Consider the following 17,106-nt stretch of genomic DNA (forward strand, 5'->3'; position numbering starts at 1 on the left):
GGTTCGCGTGTGACTCAGACGTTGAAGCGGAACTCCACCACGTCGCCGTCGGCCATCACGTACTCCTTGCCCTCCATGCGGACCTTGCCCGCGGCGCGGGCGGACTGCATGTCCCCGGCCGCGACCAGGTCGTCGAAGGAGACGACCTCGGCCTTGATGAAGCCGCGCTGGAAGTCGGTGTGGATGACCCCGGCGGCCTCGGGGGCCGTGTCGCCCTTCCGGATCGTCCAGGCGCGGGCCTCCTTGGGCCCTGCGGTCAGGTAGGTCTGGAGGCCGAGGGTGGCGAAGCCCACCCGGGCCAGCTGGGCCAGGCCGGACTCGGTCTGGCCGAGGGACTCCAGCAGCTCCTGGGCCTCGTCGTCGTCCAGCTCGGCCAGCTCCGCCTCGATCTTCGCGTCGAGGAAGATGGCCTCGGCCGGGGCGACCAGGTCCTGGAGCCTGCCGCGCAGGGCCTCGTCCGCGAGCTCGTCGGTGTCGAGGTTGAACACGTAGATGAACGGCTTCACGGTGAGCAGGCTCAGCTCACGCAGCCGGTCCAGGTCCACGTCCTTGGCCTGGGACAGGGAGACGCCCTCGTCGAGGATCTCCTGCGCCGCGCGCGCGGCCTTGAGGAGCTCCTGGGAGTCCTTGTCCTTGGCGTTGCGCTTGGCGTCCTTCTCCAGGCGCGGGATGGCCTTCTCCAGGGTCTGGAGGTCGGCGAGGATCAGCTCGGTGTTGATGGTCTCGATGTCGCGGGAGGGCTCGACGTCGCCGTCGACGTGGGTGACGTCGGCGTCCTCGAAGGCCCGGATGACCTGGCAGATGGCGTCGCTCTCGCGGATGTTGGCCAGGAACTTGTTGCCCAGGCCCTCACCGGTGGAGGCGCCGCGCACGATGCCCGCGATGTCGACGAAGTCCACCGTGGCGGGCAGGATCTTCGCCGAGCCGAAGATCTCGGCCAGCTTCCCGAGCCGGGCATCGGGCACGCCCACGACTCCGACATTGGGCTCGATGGTGGCGAACGGGTAGTTCGCCGCCAGAGCGTCGTTCTTGGTCAGCGCGTTGAAGAGGGTGGACTTGCCAACGTTGGGCAGGCCGACGATCCCGATAGACAGACTCACAAGGTCAGAGTCTATGCGGAGCGGCGGGTGGGCCGACCCGGGCACCGACGGCCAATCGCGGAAACGGAGTGCGCCCGACTGGACACGGAGAGTAGGTTCGGGGTGCGGCCGGGCACCACGAACAGGGAACGAGCCGACAGGACGGCGTCGTACGGCCCCCGGCAGCAGCCACCGCGGCTCCGTTCTCCTGAGGGGAAGACACTGTGGTCCAGGACCAGCTGCGCGCACTCGTACACCGGTATCCGCTCGTGCGCTTCGCCACCCGGCAGCTCCGTGTCCACCTGCCCCGGAGGTTGGGCGGGCTGGATCCGGCCCGGGTTCCGCCGCGCAACCGCAGGTTCACTCTGGTCCTGCCCCGCCCCGAGGACGACCGGCGCCGGGTCGGACCGGACACGATCACCCTCCAGCTGTCCGGTGACCTCACGGTTCCACGCCGCCTCGCGGCCTCCGGCCTGTCCCGGCACGAACCCGACAGCCTGGCCAACTTCATGGCGATCCTCGACCACACCCCTCCCGGGGCGGTCCTCGACGTCGGCGCGGGGGTGGGCGTGTACTCGATGCTCGCGGCCGCGCGCACCCGCCGTCCCGTCTTCGCGTTCGAGCCCACACCGGAGCTGGCCGCCGCCGCGCGCGCCGTCTCCGCCTCGGGCGACCTCGGGTTCGGCGTCGTGGACCTGGCCCTGAGCAACCACAACGGCAGCGGGCACCTGCGTCGCGCCCTGCACAACGACATGTGCAACCGGCTGGTGAGCTCGGCGAGGCTCGGGTTCGCCCACATCACCGTCCGCACGGCCACCCTGTCCCGCTGGAACGAAACGGCGGCGACCTTCCCCTCGGTGGTGAAGATCGACACCTCCGGAACCGAGCCGGACGTGGTCGCCGGGGGTCTGGAGGTGCTGCGCCGCTTCCGGCCCTGGGTGATGGCGAAGGTGCGACCGGACCGGGGCGTGGAGGAGCGGCTGATGGCCCTTCTGGACCCTCTGGAGTACCGGTGGTTCCCGATCAGCGGCGATCCGCCCTACGAGGCACGCGCGGAGATCTCCGGCCGGGCCTCCCCCGCGTGGGAGCGGACGTGGATGTTCGCTCCGGAGGAGCCTCCGAGCGGCTTCTGGGACTCGGTCACCGTGTGGCGCGCGGCCCTCCGGGCGTGCGGCCGTCCGCCGGAGCCGTGAGGACGTCGGTCAGATCCAGCCGTCGAGCGCCGCGAGCAGCCCTGGCAGGTCGTCGCGGTGCACGTGGTGCCCGGCGCCCTCCACGGTGCGGACGGTGAAGCCGCGCTCGGCCAGGACGCGGGCGCCCTCGACGCCGATCGGGGAGCCCACTCCCGCGATCACCGCGAGGGAGGGCACCTCGGCGGTCTTGGGGAAGTGATCCTCGCCCGCGACGTGGTCGATCACCCACGTGTGGAAGTCGGGGTCGGTGGCGGCGAACCCGGCCAGCTCGATCCGCACGTCCTCGTCGCTCCAGCCGGGGTGCAGCTCGCGTACCCGGTCGGCGTCGGCCGTGGCGACGGCCACGCTCAGCCGCTCGCTGGCACCCTCGGGCTGGGGCGGGATCCGGAAGGCCGGGTCGACGTGGACGGCCCGCCCCGGGCGCAGGTGGTCCAGGGCCAGGGACAGCGCGAGGCAGCCGATGGAGTGGCCCATGACGAGCTCGGCACCGGGCCGGAGGGTGTCCACCAGGTCCTGGCGCAGCGCCTCGACGGTGTAGGTCCCGCGTGGGCTCGCGCCGTGTCCACGCAGGTCGACACCGGTCACCTGGTAGCCGCGCCGGAGGAGCTCGGCCTCGACCCCGTGCCAGGTCCGGTGCAGGGACGTGCCTCCGTGGACGAGGACGGCGCGGCGGTCGCCCGCTCCGCTGGTGTGGGTGGCGAGGCGCATGTGGGTGACCTTTCTCGGGCGCCGTGTGTGGGCGCGGTCTCCACAGGTGTCGCGCCCCCGACGTCACGGGGGTTCCCAGCGTCGGTGTTGGCTCCCGCCCCGGCAACCCCCGCCCGTGGCCGGTTCCGGTCAGGGTCGCCGGGGCGGTGCGGCACGCGGATTCCTGCGCGTTGGCGGGCGCGTGACCCCCGGTGGTTGAGAGCATGGCGCCATGGACGCCCTCGCACTCGTACTCGTTCTCGTCATCGGTCTGGCCGTCGGCGCCGCCGTGGGCTGGTTGCTCGCCCGTGGTCGTGACGCCGAGGCCCGCGCCGACGCCAGGGCGGCGGAGGAGCGCGCCGCCTACGTCGAGGAACAGCTCGCGGACCGGTTCCGCGCGCTCTCCGCGCAGGCCCTGGACCAGACCAACCAGCGCTTCCTCGAACTCGCCGAGGGGCGGCTCCGGGCGGTCAGCGCGGAGGCCGGGGGTGACCTGGACGAACGGCGCCGCGCCGTGGAGCGGATGGTGGAGCCCCTGACGGCGACCCTGAACCGGGTGGAGACCCAGCTGCGTGAGGTGGACGCCGGGCGGGCCGCCGCGCACGCGGAGCTCGCCAAGCAGGTGGAGTACGTGCGTGAGGGGTCGGACCGGCTCCGGGACCAGACGCAGTCCCTGGTGACGGCGCTGCGCAGGCCGGAGGCGCGTGGCCGGTGGGGTGAGCTCCAGCTGCGGCGGGTGGCGGAGCTGGCCGGGATGTCCGCGTACTGCGACTTCGAGGAGCAGGCGGTCTCCGGGGCGCAGCGGCCGGACATGGTGGTGCGGCTGGCGGGCGGCAAGAACATCGTGGTGGACTCCAAGGTGCCGCTGGCCGCCTATCTGGACGCGGTGGAGGCCGGAGAGGGCGCGGCGTCGGAGCAGCGGCTGCGTGCGCACGCCAAACACGTGCGCACGCACGTGGACCAGTTGGCGGCGAAGTCGTACTGGTCGGCGTTCACCCCGGCGCCGGAGTTCGTGGTGCTGTTCATCCCGGGTGAGGCGTTCCTGGCTCCGGCACTGGAGTACGACCCCGGCCTGCTGGAGCACGCGATGGGGCGGCGGGTGCACATCGCGACGCCGACGACGCTGATCTCGCTCCTGCGGACCGCGCAGTACGCGTGGCAGCAGGAGGCGCTGAGCGAGAACGCCCGCGAGGTGTTCGACCTGGGCAAGCAGCTGTACTCGCGGCTGGCCACGCTGGGCGGCCACGTGGAGGGGCTGGGCCGGGCGCTGAACCGTACGGTGGGGGCCTACAACCAGACCGTGGGGTCCCTGGAGAGCAGGGTGTTGGTGACCGCGCGGCGCTTCGGTGAGCTGGGGCTGGTCGACGGTGACCTGGACCGGCTCTCCGGGGTGGAGGAGCGGCCGCGTACGGTGGCGGCACCGGAACTCGCGGAGGCGTCGACGGGGGTCGCGGAGACGTCTCCACACGATGCGGACAAGTCGGACCTGAAGCTCGCCAGCGCCGCCGAGGTCGGCGGAATTCGGCATGGTGGTAACGGTCGCAACGGTTCGCCCCAAATGGACGCGGGGGGAGCCGTTCGCAGCGAGTGACCGGACCCCCGTCTCCGGAACCAGCCGGAACCTGGAGGGGAGATCTCGGCGTCCAAGGGGTGGAAGCCGCGATCAGCCCGGAAGGGGCATGTGGCCGAAATGGCGACACGATCCCAGGAAAGACCCCCGAAGTTTCACGAGAAGTGACACACTAAATACTGTGAGTAATCAACTGGGGAGGCGCACGACCATGCCCCCGCGCAAGTCGGACGGTCCGGATCCCGGACAGGCCCCGTACTTCGTGCGGTCCAACGGTCGCGGTCGGGGGGCGGCGGGTGCGGACAGGTCCGCGCGCAGCCACCCGAACCCGGACAGGACAGCGCGCAGTCACCCGAAGGCGGCGCCCGCCGCCTGGCAACCTCCACGGCTGACCGGGCGGGGCGGTGTGCTGATCATCGTCGTGTTCAGCTTCGCCGGGACCATGATCGCCCACCTGACGTCGACCCCGGCCGCACCCGGCCTGGCCTTCACCCTCGCCTGCCTGGTGACGGCGGCCCTGGTCCGACCCGGCGACCTGCTGTCGCTGTCGGTGAGCCCGCCCATCGCCTACTTCGTCGCCGTGGTCGCCGCCGAGAGCGTGCTGGCCCTGGGCAACGAGGGGTTCGCCCGGGTCCTCATCCTCGGTCTGGCCTCGCGCCTGGCCGAGGTCGCCCCGTGGCTGTTCCTCGGCACGGCGCTGGTCCTGGTCGTCGCGGTCTTCCGTGGCCTCCCGGGCAACCTGCGCAACCTCGGTGACGAGCTCAACGGGCGCAAGTAGGCCCCGCGACTCCCGCGGCCCGGACCGCGCGCACCAGGAGCCGACACGGCCGGACGCGGTCCCCGCACGCCCCGCGCCGACCGGGCGGGGAGCCCCGGCCCGAGCGCGCCCCGACACCCGGAGGCCCCGAACTCCGGACCCGGAGCGGGCACGGACCGTCTCTCAGAACGGGGTGTCGTCGTTCCCGGGCTCGTCGGCCCGGCGCTCGTCCATGGCGGCGGCGAGCTTGGCGCGGGCCCCCTCCAGCCAGTGCTCGCAGACCCGGGCCAGCTTCTCCCCGCGTTCCCACAGATCCAGGGACTCCTGGAGGGTGAGGCCGCCCGACTCCAGTCTCCGGACGACGTTGTTCAGCTCCTCCCGGCTCTCCTCGTAGCTCAGTTCCGGCGCCTCGCTCTGGTCGGCCATGCCTACTCCCCCTCTGTGGTGGCTGGGTTGTCCGTGGTGTCCTCGGCGGCGGGCGCCGCCTTCTTCTTCCTGCCGCGTGAGGCGCCCGTGGCCGCCTTCTTCCCCACCGGACGGGACTCGGGCTCAGCCTCGCTTTCGAGGGCGTCGACGGTGGCCCTCAGGCCGTCCTCGGCGAACCGCACGCGCAGGGTCTCCCCCACCGCGGGCTCCGCGGCGGAGCGGACCACCGAACCGTCCTCGCGCTGCACGATCGCGTAGCCGCGCGCCAGCGTGGTGGCCGGTGAGAGCGCGTGCAGCCGGGCCTCGGTGTGGACCATGCCGTCGGCCGCGCGGTCCAGCGCGGCGGTGAGGGTCCGGCGGGCGCGGTCACGCAGCTCCAGGACCTGCTCGGTGAGGCGGTCGGTCTCCCGGACCGGGTCGGCCAGGACCGGGCGGGAACGCACGCTCTCCAGCCAGGCCCGCTCCCGGTCGACTCCGCCCCGGATCACCCGGCGGGCCCGGTCGCGGAGCTGGCGGATGATCTCCAACTGCTCCCCGACGTCCGGGACGGTCCGCTTGGCGGCGTCGGTGGGGGTGGAGGCACGAACGTCGGCCACGTGGTCGAGCAGGGGCGCGTCCTGTTCGTGGCCGATCGCGCTGACCACGGGGGTGCCCGCCGCCGCCACCGCCCGGACCATGGCCTCGTCGGAGAAGGGCAGCAGGTCCTCCATGGAACCGCCGCCACGGGCGATGACGATGACGTCGACCTCGGGCCGGGTGTCCAGGTCGTGCAGGGCCTCGATCACCTCGCGGGTGGCCCGGTCGCCCTGGACCGCCACCTGGCGCACCTCGAAGCGCACGGCGGGCCAGCGGCGACGGCTGTTCTCCAGCACGTCGCGCTCGGCCGCGGAGTCGCGACCGCAGATCAGGCCGACGGTGTCGGGCAGGAAGGGAAGGGGCCGTTTGCGGGCGGGGTCGAACACGCCCTCGGCGGTGAGGGTCCGGCGCAGCTGCTCCAGCCGGGCGAGGAGTTCACCGATCCCGACGTGCCGGATCTCCCGGGCGCGCAACGAGAAGGTGCCCTTGAGCTGGTAGAAGTCCGGTTTGGCGTGGATGACCACGCGGTCGCCCGGGCCGGGGGCAGGCTCCTGGCGGCGCAGGACGGAGGTCTCGCAGAGCACGCGGATGGAGGCGTTGGCGACCGGGTCGCGCAGGGTCATGTAGGACATGCGTCCGCGCGAGTTGAGCTCGGCTATCTGTCCCTCGACCCAGATGGCGCCCAGCCGGTCGATCCAGCCGCCGACCGCCTGGAGTACGGTCCTGACCGGCTGCGGTGACTCCGCCGAACTCTCCATGCCCATGGCTCAAGAGCCTAGGCCAGGGTACGGACGGTTCGGTGAAGGAGGGACCGTGCGGCCCCGGAGGCGGAGGGGTGCCGGACCGGTGTCCGGACCCCGGCCTCCGGGGCGTCACGACGGCGGGGGTGGTCCGGGGAGGGCCCACGGACACGGCCGGACTCAGGCCTCGGACTCCAGCTTGGCGATCCGGTTGTCGTACATCTTGATGAACTCGGGGCGGCCCTGGTGCGCGACCTCGTAGGCGCGCAGGTCGCGGACCTGCTCGATGGTGAGCTTGCGCAGGCGCGCCCGGATGGACGGCAGGGTGAGCTCGTCGTAGGTGGGGACGGCCAGGTCGTCGACGGCGGGGGCGGCCTCCTTGCGGACCCGCTCCAGGACGTCGTCGCTGGCGACCGTGGTGTGGGCCTCGGCGGCCTCCAGCTCCTCCGCGAGGGCGGGACCGTCCTCGGGCAGGTCGGCGGTGGCCGGGACGGTGGGCTCGTCCCTGGGCTCCTCGACCAGCGGGGCGGTCTCGGACGCGGCTTCGGGGGTCGCCTCGGGGGCGGCCCCGGCCGGGGTGTCGGTCTTCTCCTCGGCCTTCACGGCCTCGGGCTCGGTCGCGGCCTTCGCGGCCTTCGCCTCGGTCGGCTCGGCCGTCTCCTCGGACGACGCGTCCGTGGTGGCGGGGGTCTCCACCTTCTCCGCGCTCTCCCGCGCGGGGATCTCGTCCTTCTTGTCCTGCACGGTCGTGACGACCGGGTCCTTGCGTCCGAAGATGCCCCTGACGAGGGTGGTCAGCTTCGTGACGATGGTCGGGTTCGACATAGGACGGGGGCTCCTGATGCTCTCGGCGTTGGGCCGGCGGCGCGCGTCCAGCGAACAAGGCAAGGCCGAGTTGAGGGCGAACCGCCTCATAACAGATGCGATGGTGAACCAGGATAGAGGAGGGAGTAGCGGCATGAGCGGACGGGAAGCGAACGATTGCGCCACTTCGCCGCGGGATCGTGTGCGTTCGGTCGCACCGACCCCACCCGCCTGCGGACCCGCCATGGACGTACCCACTCCGTGCCCTATCCCACACCCGGACCCACGGCGCTGGATCACACCTAGGATGTGTCCCATGAGTGCGATGACGACTGCCACGAACCAACGCCGTGTGCTTCTCGCCAACCCTCGGGGGTACTGCGCCGGAGTCGACCGGGCGGTCATCACCGTCGAGAAGGCACTGGAACAGTACGGCGCCCCGATCTACGTGCGCAAACAGATCGTGCACAACACGCACGTCGTGCGCACCCTGGAGGAGCGGGGCGCGATCTTCGTCGAGGAGACCGAGGAGGTGCCCGAGGGCGCCATCGTCGTCTTCTCCGCTCACGGTGTCTCGCCCGCCGTCCACGAGCAGGCGCACCGCCGCCAGCTCAAGACCATCGACGCCACGTGCCCCCTCGTCACCAAGGTGCACAAGGAGGCCCAGCGCTTCGCCTCCGAGGACCGTGACATCATCCTCATCGGCCACATCGGCCACGAGGAGGTCGAGGGCACCAGCGGTGAGGCCCCGGACCACATCCAGATCGTGGAGAGCCCCGACGAGGTCCACAAGGTCGAGGTCCGTGACCCGGACAACGTGTCCTGGCTGTCCCAGACCACCCTCTCGGTGGACGAGACCAACCAGACCGTCGACGCCCTCCGCGAGCGCTTCCCGAACCTGCTCGACCCGCCCAGCGACGACATCTGCTACGCCACCTCCAACCGCCAGGACGCCGTCAAGGCGATGGCGCCGGAGTGCGAGCTCGTCATCGTGGTGGGCTCCGACAACTCCTCGAACTCCGTCCGCCTGGTCGAGGTCGCCCTGGACGCGGGCGCGAACGCCTCGTACCTGATCGACAACGCCACCCTCATGGACGAGGCCTGGCTGGAGGGCGTCACCACCGTGGGCGTGACCAGCGGCGCCTCGGTGCCCGACATCCTCGTCCGCGAGCTGCTGGACAAGCTGGCCGGGCACGGCTTCGGTTCGGTCAGCCCCGTGACGACGGCCGACGAGACCCTCACGTTCTCGCTGCCCAAGGAGCTCCGCCGGGACCTGCGCGCCGAGTAGCCGCCACCCGACGTCGAGGGCCCCGCCGAACCACACGGTTCGACGGGGCCCTTCGTTCGTGCCGGGGCCGACGCCCTAGGAGTCGGTGTCAGCGGCCTCGGACGGCTCGGCCTCGTCCCCGTCCTCGGTGGCCTCGGGCTCGGGGACCGGGAAGGTCTCCAGGTGCTCGGCCAGCTCCGCGAACTCGTCGACACCGGCGCTGCCCGCGACGACCAGGGTCCGGCCCTCCTCGCGCAGCACGAGGGCGCCCCAGTCCTCGGACTCCAGGTGCTCCCACTCGCGGTCGCCCACCATGACGGTGCCCACGGGCTCGGCGTCCTTGACGGTGTCGCGCAGCACGGTGTCGGGGTCGTCGTCGCTCTGGACCAGCCTGGCGTGGCTGTCCTTCGGAGTGGCGAAGCCCACCGTCCACTCGACCGGGCCGCTCAGGTCCAGGGTGGAACTGGTGGGGGTCCATCCCTCGGGAAGGTTCTCGTCGGGGGCGGTCACCGGATACCCGGCGCTGCTCCGGAGCACCTCGATGTCCGGGCGGAACTGGACTTCGGGGATGCGTTCACCCGATCGCGTGGAGACCACGAACGCCATCACCAGGATGATCGCGACGACGACCCCGAGGGAGATGGCGTAGTTCTTGAAGGTGGCGTTGGCCCGGCTGTATGAACTCATGACATGACCAGCTTGCCCCAGCTCCCGGGCCACTTCGACCTGGGGTGCGGTTAGCGCGTGTGAGCGGCGCCCCGTCCCGGACGGGAACCCGGGCACCGGGCCCTCGGCGCCGAGGACCCCGACGTGGTCGGCCACGGATCCGTGCCGCCGTGCGGCCGCCTTCCCCCGCCCCGAGGCGAGGGCTAGTCCCGCTGGCGGTGGCGGGGTTCGAGTTCGGTGAGCAGACCGGTGATCTCGTCCGCGAGCCGGTGGGCGTCGACGTCGTCGCGCCGCACGACCTCGGCGACGGCCAGGAGCATGGAACCGCTCACCACGATCAGCAGCGCCTCGTCCACGGGCTCGTCGGCCTTGCGGAACAGGGCGACGTTGCGGTCGGTCCACTGGGTGAGCCGGGACCGCAGCTGGTAGTCGAACCCGGGCGGGCCGTCACCGCTGAAGAACAGTCGCGCGGTGTCGCGCTCCTCTATGCAACCCAGGAGGTAGGCGTGCGCGGCGATGTTCATCAGCCGTGTGGGATCACTCTCACCCTCGGAGCGGGCGTCGCGGACCGCCTGGTGGGTGCGTTCCTGCTGGCGCTGCTGGAACTCCTCGTACAGGGCGACGTACAGGTCCGCCTTGCCGGTGAAGTGGTGGTAGAGACTGCCGACGCTGGCCCCGGCGACCGAGACGACCTCACTCACCCCGGCCCTGGCGAACCCCACCGTGCGGAACACCTGGGCCGCCGCCTGTAGCAGGGCACTGCGCGTGGCCGCGCCGCGCGGCGAGACCCGCGCGGGCCTGTCCGTCCTGTCCACTGTCACGCCCTCACTTCCGTCCGGGTCCCCGCGACCTGAAGCGTCCCCCGGGAGACCACGGGAACTTCCCCCTGCCTGGTGGCGGCGGGCTCGACGCGACCGACGCGCCTGACGACTGCTCTCCCTGCGGCCGGGACCGCCACGTGGTGGCCGATCCGGTACAGGTGCACGATGTTACGGGCCGCGTCGGGCTCCGCGTCACCCGACCACCCGCCCCGGATCACCGGGCCACGCGCACGATCCGCCCCCGCTCGGGCACTCCTCCGCCCGGGTGGCGTCCGACACGCGCGCCGTCCTCCTCGGGGACCGCGATAAACGGAGGTCACGTCGGGTGACTACCCTAAGAGAGAACCCCCACCCTGTTTCCCGACGGAAGGTGTCACGTCCATGTCGCAGTCCAGTAGCCCGTCCGCGCAGCACTCGGCGCCCGACCGTAACCTCGCGCTGGAGCTGGTCCGCGTCACCGAGACCGCCGCGCTCGCCGCGGCCCGTTGGGTCGGCAAGGGCGACAAGCTCGGCGCCGACGGTGCGGCCGTGCGAGGCATGCGCCACATGATCAGCACCGTGTCGATGAACGGCACCGTGGTGATCGGTGAGGGCGAGAAGGACAACGCGCCCATGCTCTACAACGGCGAGCGGGTCGGTGACGGCGGCGGCACCGACTGGGACGTCGCGGTCGACCCGATCGACGGCACCACCCTGACCGCCATGGGCATGCCCAACGCCATCGCGGTGATCGCGATGAGCCCGCGCAACACCATGTTCGACCCGTCCGCCGTGTTCTACATGGAGAAGCTGGCCACCGGCCCCGAGGCCGCCGACGTGGTGGACATCGCCGCCTCGCCCGCCGAGAACATCCGCGCCGTGGCCCGCGCCAAGGGCAAGTCGCCGCAGGACGTGACGGTCGTGATCCTCGACCGTCCGCGCCACAAGCAGCTGGTCCAGGACGTGCGCGACGCGGGCGCCCGGATCAAGTTCATCAGCGACGGCGACGTCGCGGGCGCCATCATGGCCGCGCGCCGGGGCACCGGCGTGGACCTGATGCTGGGCATCGGCGGCACCCCCGAGGGCATCATCACGGCGTGCGCCATGAAGTGCCTGGGCGGGGTCATCCAGGGCCGCCTGTGGCCCAAGGACGACCAGGAGCGCCGGAAGGCGATCGACGCGGGCCACGACCTGGACCGCGTGCTCCTCACCGACGACCTCGTCTCCTCGGACGACGTGTTCTTCGCCGCGACCGGCATCACCGACGGCGAACTGGTGGGCGGTGTCCGGTACGAGTCGACCGGCGTGACCACCGACTCCCTGGTCATGCGCGGCCGCAGCGGCACCGTGCGCCAGGTCCGCAGCGAGCACCGTCTGAGCAAGCTCTCCGCCTACAGCGGCGTGGACCTCACCTCCGCCCCGGAGTAGTCACCGCGCGACCGGCGGTGCCCCTTCCACTGGGACGGGGCACCGCCGGTCGCGTATTTCGGGTGAGGGTGAACAACTCGGTGTTTCCCCGCATCAGACTCGACGTTGGCCCCGCGCCCGCGTCTGTTCCACGTACATCCTCGTCGGAGGTCCGATGTCCTACCCAGATCCCCCACAGCAGCCCCAGTGGCAGCCGCCGCAGCAGCCGGGCCAGGGGTTCCCCCAGCAGCAGGGCCCCGGCCAGCCGCAGTTCGCCCCGCCCCAGCAGCCCGGTCCCGGCGGCCAGTTCCCGGGCCAGCAGTACCCGGGCGCGGGCGGCCCTCCCCCACAGGGTCCCGGCGCCCCGATGGGCCCCGGAGCTCCGATGGGGCCCGGCGGTCCCGGAGCCCCGATGGGGCCCGGCGGTCCCGGACAGCCTCCCTACGGCGGCCAGTACTCCGGCGGCCAGGTCCCGCCCTCGCGCGGCGGCCGCAAGTGGCTGATCCCCGCGGCGGCCGGTGTGGCCGTCGTGGTCATGGGCGGCACCCTGTGGGCCGCCGTCTCCCTGGTCGACTTCGGCGGCCCCCAGCCCGAGTCGGTCCTGCCCGGCAACTCCGTGGCGTTCGCCAAGGTCGACCTCGACATCGACGGTTCCCAGGTCATGGACCTGATCCGTTTCTCCCAGAAGCTCCCGGCCGAGATCACCGAGGAGACCGGTGAGGTCGAGGAGGACACCACGGGTGTCTTCGCCGAGGCCTTCGCCGAGGAGTTCGACGTCGACCGCGCCGAGGTGGACGAGTGGATCGGGCAGAAGGCCGGAGTCGCCGCCTGGCCCGCCGCCGACGAGGCCGCCGTGGTGGACGACGGCATGGCGCTCGCGATGGCGCTGTCCGTCAAGGACGCCGGTGCCGCCGAGTCCACGCTCGACCGGCTCCGTGAGGACGGCGACCTGGAGTACACGATGGTCGACGACTTCGTCGTCCTCTCCGAGGACGAGGCGGCGATCAGCGAGTACAACGAGCAGATGTCGGCCCACGGCGACCTGGAGGGGAACGACACCTACAGCGGCGACCTCGACGGGGTGCCGAGCGGCAGCATCGCCCTGGCCTGGATGGACCTGGGCGCGTTCGGGAACCTGACCGGGGTGGACCAGGAACTGGCCGCCGAGTTCGGCACCGGCCTGGACGCCACCGTCGAGGGCCGGATGACGGCCTCCGTGCGGGTGGACGGCGACTACCTCGAGGCCCGGATGGACGTCTTCGGCTTCGAGGTGGACGACGAGGGCCTGACCTGGCTGGCCGACGCCCCCGGAGCGAGCGTGGAGGCCATGGGCGGCCTGCCCTCCGGCACCTCGGCGGCCTTCGCCGGGAGCGGCATGGACCAGGCGCTGAGCACCGCCTGGGAGAGCGACGGCCTCCCGTTCCTCGACGACGGCTCCCGCAGCGAGATGGAGGCGTTCTTCAACTCGGTCGGCGCTCCGCTGCCGGACGGGTTCACCTCCCTGCTGGGCGGCTCCACCGCCATCGGCCTCTCCGGTTTCGAGGACGTCTCCCTCGGCTCGGAGCCGTCGTTCGCGTACCGCGCGGTCGGAGGCGACCAGGCGGCGATCGAGGGCTTCCTGGAGGAGTCCTTCGGCGGCCCCTACTCGTCCATGGTGATGCCCGAGGTGAGCCAGGACGGCGACACGGTCGTGGTCACCCACGGCGGGACCGGCTCCGGCCAGCTCGGTGAGGACGACGTCTTCCAGCAGACCATGCAGGAGATGGACGACGCCGTCCTCGCCGGGTACTTCGACCTGCGCGAACTGCTGGTCAGCGGCGAGGTGCGTGCCCCCGGCGAGTGGGGCGCGGTCGGCGTCGGCGTGAGCGTGGTCGAGGAGGGCCAGCGGGCCGTGGTCGAACTGCGCTGGGCGCCCAGCGCGGGATGATCACCCGAGTCGCGTGACCTCCGAACGGCACGACGGCGCGGGAGGGGCGACCCTTCCGCGCCGTCGTCGTTCCGGTCCCCCTAGTTGACGACCCTGCGGCGCATCTGGAAGGCGGCCAGGTTCCACATGAGCACCACGAAGGCCAGCAGGACACCGACGTGGCCCAGGGCCCCGAGGACGTCCAGTCCGCCGAAGACCGCGCCCCGGATGAGTTCGACCGCGTGGTAGAGGGGGTTGACCATGGCGGCGGTCTGGACCCAGGTGGGCAGCTCGGTGAGCGGGAAGAAGGTGCCCGCCATGAGGAAGAGCGGGGTGAAGAGGCCGCTGAACACGTAGTCCATGCTGCGCACCGAGGTGATCACCGCCGAGATCCAGATGCCGAAGAGCGCGAAGGCGAACCCGGCGAGGAAGGCGACGAACGGCACCAGCACCATCCCGAAGCCGGGTTGGAGTCCGAACCCGACCGCGACCAGCAGCGGCACGCAGCCGTACACGCCGGACCGCAGCGCCAGCCACAGGGCTTCGCCGGTGACGAGTTCGCGCACGTCCACGGGGGCGGCGAGGATCCCTTCGTAGGTGTGCAGGAAACGGCGCTTGATGAAGGTGTTGATGACGGCCGGCATCATCGACTGGAACATGACCGACACGGCGACGATCCCCGTGCCGAGGAAGTCGATGTAGCTGAACCCGGCGAGGGTGCCGATGAGGGCGCCCATGCCGAACCCGAAGCAGAGCAGGTAGAGGGTGGGTTCGACCACCGCCGCGAAGGTGGTGGCCCGCCACGACTGCCCGTACAGGATCCACTCGCGGGCGATCACCCCCCGGACCGCGTCGGCCTCGAACCGGCCCGGCCGGGCGTGCCGCTCCGGACGGGCGTCCTCGTGACGCTGTGAGAGGTTCATTCCACGGACTCCCCGGTCAGGGTCACGAACACGTCCTCCAGGTTGCTGTCCCGTCGGTCGGGCGTGCCCAGCTGGTCCCGGACCGACTCCGGGAGCTCCTCGGCGCGCAGCACGGACAGCGTGGTGCCGGTGCGCCGGGTGGTGAAGCCGTAGCCGTTGATCAGGCGTTCCAGGGCGGCCATCCCGTCCGCGTCGGGGGTGTACTCCTCGACGCTGGCCCCCGCGTACTTGGCGACGAGGTCGGCGGGCGCGCCGCGCTCGACGACCCTGCCCCGGGCCATGAGGGCGACCTCGTCCGAGAGGCGCTCGGCCTCCTCGATGTAGTGGGTGGACATCAGGACGGTGGCGCCCTCGTCCCGCAGGGCCGTGATCACCCCCCACAGCTCCTGTCGCACCTGCGGGTCCAGGCCGACGGTGGGCTCGTCCATGAGGACCAGCTCGGGCCGGTGCAGGAGAGCGCGGACGATGAGCAGGCGGCGGCGCATCCCCCCGGAGAGGTCGTCCACGGGGGTGTCGCCCCGGTCGCTGAGGTGGGCCAGCCGCAGGGTCCGCGCGATGGCCTCCTTGCGGCGGGCGCGGGGGACCCGGTACAGGAACGAGAACATCCGGAGGTTCTGCTCGACCGTGAGTTCCTCGTCGAGGTTGTCGTGCTGGGGGACGACGCCCATGCGGGCCCGCGCCCACTTGGACTCCGCGGGGATCTCGTGGCCGAGGATGCTGATGGTGCCCTCGTCCGCGATGGACTGGGCGGTGAGCATCCGCATGGTGGTCGACTTGCCCGCGCCGTTGGGTCCGAGCAGTCCCAGGACGATCCCCTGGGGCACCTCCAGGTCGAGTCCGTCGACGGCCGCGAGCGAACCGAAGCGCTTCACGACGCCGCGCAGGTGCAGGGCTGGCACGGCGGAGGCCTCCCGGGAGCTCATGGCGGCGCTCCCCGGCACGGCCCGGCCGGGCTCTGGTGTGGTCATGGGAACACGGTAGGCAGCGGACCGGGTGAAAATCCATCGCTTATCCGCACGTGCCGGACGGCTGGGCTCGCCGGCGCGGGAACCCGCACCGCCGCCGACCAGGCCGTCCACAGGCGAGAAAACCCGTTGCACCCGAACGGGGCCCGTGTCTACCGTTGGGGTGTCGGAACCGAACACGGAGTCCGGGGCGCACGCCGCCCGGGCTTAGAAGGACTGAGGACCATGCCCCGGAACGCGCCGAGCGCGCCTCACAGCCGCGCGGGTCTCCGCATGCCCCGACACCCTTCGGACGTCTGAACGGACCCGTTCCCCGTCGAGAACCGCTCGGCGCTCTTGCTGTGTCTCATCACCACTCCAGCAAGGAGCCTCCGGGTTGTCCCACCACGATTTCGACCCCAGTACCACCGCGTCCGCACGCACCGTCTTCGGCTGCGTGCTCTGCGGTCTCTCCGTCGCCCTCCTAGGGCCCGACGGCACCCCGCGTGACCACTGCCCGAGCTGTCTGACCTCGCTCCACGTCCACGACCAGGTCGAGGGCGGCGTCTGCGACTGCGAGGGCCGCATGACCCCGATCTCCGTCGTCGTCGCCCGTGACGGCCGATGGCGGCTCGTCCACCGCTGCGTGCGCTGCGACGAGCTCTCCGAGAGCGCCGTCACCGCCGACGACAACCCGTTGGTCCTCATGCGGATCGCGGTCCGCCCGCTCGCCGAGCCGCCGTTCCCGCTCGAGATGTTCGGGGAGGTGTGAGCGTGGGTCGCGGCAACCACCGGCGCGGTCAGCGCCGACAGCAGCGCCCGAAGACCGTCCTGCGGGCCCGGGGCGAGCAGGCGCGGCGGCACGGCCAGGGCGGGGAGTCGTTCCGCTGCGCCCACTGCCGACTCGACGTCCCGTTGCGGGCGCCCGGCACCGCGCACCGCAACCACTGCCCGCACTGCCTCACCAGCCTGCACGTCGACGGCCGGGTCCCCGGTGACCGGGCCGCCGACTGCCGGGGCCGGATGGAGGCGGCGGGTGTCAGCGCCCGCCCGGACGGCGAGTGGATGGTCGTCCACCGCTGCCTGGCGTGCGGCGAGCTCAGCGCCAACCGGGTCGCGGGCGACGACAACGCCCGCGCCCTGGTGCGGATCGCGGTGCGGCCACTATCGGCCGCCACCCCGGCCCGGCGCGCGCTGACACGCCTCTGATCAGCGGCGTCCCGTGAGCCGTCGTGGGGGGGGGGGGGCCCCCCCCCCCCCCCCCCCCCCCCCGGGGGGGGGGGGGGGCCCCGCCCCCCCGGGGGGGGGGGGGGGGGTTGGTGTGTGGGCCCCCCCCCGGGGGGGGGGCGCCCCAGGAGCAG

17 protein-coding genes are annotated in these 17,106 nt (G+C 72.0%); 8 read left to right on the forward strand and 9 right to left on the reverse strand.

Annotated elements, in window-relative coordinates:
* Nucleotides 1-14 precede the first annotated feature (14 nt).
* Nucleotides 15-1,100: a redox-regulated ATPase YchF gene (ychF, locus tag ACFW3L_RS24090; protein ID WP_378746395.1), complete on the reverse strand. Its 1,086-nt coding sequence runs from the start codon at nucleotides 1,098-1,100 to the stop codon at nucleotides 15-17.
* A 203-nt stretch (nucleotides 1,101-1,303) separates the two neighbouring features.
* On the opposite strand from ychF, the gene ACFW3L_RS24095 reads away from it, so the two are divergent.
* Nucleotides 1,304-2,272 carry an FkbM family methyltransferase gene (locus ACFW3L_RS24095; protein ID WP_378746401.1) on the forward strand — a complete coding sequence of 323 codons (969 nt, stop codon included), beginning with the start codon at nucleotides 1,304-1,306 and terminating at the stop codon, nucleotides 2,270-2,272.
* 9 nt (nucleotides 2,273-2,281) lie between these two features.
* Here the strand turns inward: ACFW3L_RS24095 and ACFW3L_RS24100 are convergent, their stop codons facing one another.
* Nucleotides 2,282-2,980: an alpha/beta fold hydrolase gene (locus tag ACFW3L_RS24100; RefSeq protein ID WP_378746407.1), complete on the reverse strand. Its 699-nt coding sequence runs from the start codon at nucleotides 2,978-2,980 to the stop codon at nucleotides 2,282-2,284.
* A gap of 211 nt (nucleotides 2,981-3,191) precedes the next feature.
* Here ACFW3L_RS24100 and ACFW3L_RS24105 point away from each other — a divergent pair, with 211 nt between their 5' ends.
* Both ACFW3L_RS24105 and ACFW3L_RS24110 read left to right on the forward strand, forming a co-directional pair.
* Nucleotides 3,192-4,550 (forward strand): DNA recombination protein RmuC, encoded by a 1,359-nt coding sequence (locus ACFW3L_RS24105; protein WP_378746413.1) that lies wholly within the window; start codon nucleotides 3,192-3,194, stop codon nucleotides 4,548-4,550.
* Between the two features lie 190 nt (nucleotides 4,551-4,740).
* Nucleotides 4,741-5,307: a DUF6542 domain-containing protein gene (locus ACFW3L_RS24110; RefSeq protein ID WP_378746504.1), complete on the forward strand. Its 567-nt coding sequence runs from the start codon at nucleotides 4,741-4,743 to the stop codon at nucleotides 5,305-5,307.
* Nucleotides 5,308-5,469: 162 nt separating this feature from the next.
* Here the strand turns inward: ACFW3L_RS24110 and ACFW3L_RS24115 are convergent, their stop codons facing one another.
* The 3 genes from ACFW3L_RS24115 to ACFW3L_RS24125 all read right to left on the reverse strand — a co-directional run bounded on the left by ACFW3L_RS24115 (nucleotide 5,470) and on the right by ACFW3L_RS24125 (nucleotide 7,853).
* Nucleotides 5,470-5,712, reverse strand: coding sequence for an exodeoxyribonuclease VII small subunit (locus ACFW3L_RS24115; RefSeq protein WP_378746416.1), 243 nt, complete (start codon nucleotides 5,710-5,712; stop codon nucleotides 5,470-5,472).
* Between the two features lie 2 nt (nucleotides 5,713-5,714).
* A complete protein-coding gene (gene xseA, locus ACFW3L_RS24120) occupies nucleotides 5,715-7,052 on the reverse strand; it encodes an exodeoxyribonuclease VII large subunit (protein ID WP_378746423.1) in 1,338 nt (445 codons plus the stop codon).
* Between the two features lie 156 nt (nucleotides 7,053-7,208).
* Nucleotides 7,209-7,853, reverse strand: a complete 645-nt coding sequence (locus ACFW3L_RS24125; RefSeq protein ID WP_378746426.1) for a hypothetical protein — start codon at nucleotides 7,851-7,853, stop codon at nucleotides 7,209-7,211.
* 295 nt (nucleotides 7,854-8,148) lie between these two features.
* Here ACFW3L_RS24125 and ACFW3L_RS24130 point away from each other — a divergent pair, with 295 nt between their 5' ends.
* Complete coding sequence (locus tag ACFW3L_RS24130; protein WP_378746431.1) at nucleotides 8,149-9,120, forward strand: 4-hydroxy-3-methylbut-2-enyl diphosphate reductase; 972 nt, start codon at nucleotides 8,149-8,151, stop codon at nucleotides 9,118-9,120.
* Between the two features lie 75 nt (nucleotides 9,121-9,195).
* On the opposite strand, the gene ACFW3L_RS24135 is transcribed toward ACFW3L_RS24130, so the two are convergent.
* Nucleotides 9,196-9,786: a DUF4245 domain-containing protein gene (locus tag ACFW3L_RS24135; protein ID WP_378746435.1), complete on the reverse strand. Its 591-nt coding sequence runs from the start codon at nucleotides 9,784-9,786 to the stop codon at nucleotides 9,196-9,198.
* 182 nt (nucleotides 9,787-9,968) lie between these two features.
* Nucleotides 9,969-10,580, reverse strand: a complete 612-nt coding sequence (locus ACFW3L_RS24140) for a TetR/AcrR family transcriptional regulator (RefSeq protein WP_378746508.1) — start codon at nucleotides 10,578-10,580, stop codon at nucleotides 9,969-9,971.
* 387 nt (nucleotides 10,581-10,967) lie between these two features.
* Between ACFW3L_RS24140 and glpX the strand changes: the two genes are divergently transcribed.
* Complete coding sequence (gene glpX, locus ACFW3L_RS24145) at nucleotides 10,968-11,993, forward strand: class II fructose-bisphosphatase (protein WP_378746442.1); 1,026 nt, start codon at nucleotides 10,968-10,970, stop codon at nucleotides 11,991-11,993.
* A 154-nt stretch (nucleotides 11,994-12,147) separates the two neighbouring features.
* The gene (locus ACFW3L_RS24150) at nucleotides 12,148-13,899 is read left to right on the forward strand and encodes a hypothetical protein (RefSeq protein WP_378746446.1); all 1,752 of its coding nucleotides are present in this window, start codon (nucleotides 12,148-12,150) and stop codon (nucleotides 13,897-13,899) included.
* Between the two features lie 80 nt (nucleotides 13,900-13,979).
* Here ACFW3L_RS24150 and ACFW3L_RS24155 read toward each other — a convergent pair whose 3' ends face one another.
* Nucleotides 13,980-14,801, reverse strand: a complete 822-nt coding sequence (locus ACFW3L_RS24155; protein WP_378746454.1) for an ABC transporter permease — start codon at nucleotides 14,799-14,801, stop codon at nucleotides 13,980-13,982.
* Entirely contained in the window at nucleotides 14,798-15,724 is a 927-nt protein-coding gene (locus ACFW3L_RS24160; protein WP_378746514.1) for an ABC transporter ATP-binding protein, read from the reverse strand. The genes ACFW3L_RS24155 and ACFW3L_RS24160 overlap by 4 nt, the downstream gene beginning before the upstream one ends.
* Nucleotides 15,725-16,142: 418 nt before the next feature.
* On the opposite strand from ACFW3L_RS24160, the gene ACFW3L_RS24165 reads away from it, so the two are divergent.
* Complete coding sequence (locus ACFW3L_RS24165) at nucleotides 16,143-16,517, forward strand: RNHCP domain-containing protein (RefSeq protein ID WP_378746459.1); 375 nt, start codon at nucleotides 16,143-16,145, stop codon at nucleotides 16,515-16,517.
* On the forward strand, nucleotides 16,514-16,954 hold the full coding sequence (locus ACFW3L_RS24170; protein WP_378746467.1) for an RNHCP domain-containing protein: 441 nt from the start codon (nucleotides 16,514-16,516) through the stop codon (nucleotides 16,952-16,954). The genes ACFW3L_RS24165 and ACFW3L_RS24170 overlap by 4 nt, the downstream gene beginning before the upstream one ends.
* Nucleotides 16,955-17,106 lie beyond the last annotated feature (152 nt).

The organism is Nocardiopsis sp. NPDC058789, assembly GCF_042745575.1.
Lineage (GTDB): Bacteria > Actinomycetota > Actinomycetes > Streptosporangiales > Streptosporangiaceae > Nocardiopsis > Nocardiopsis eucommiae.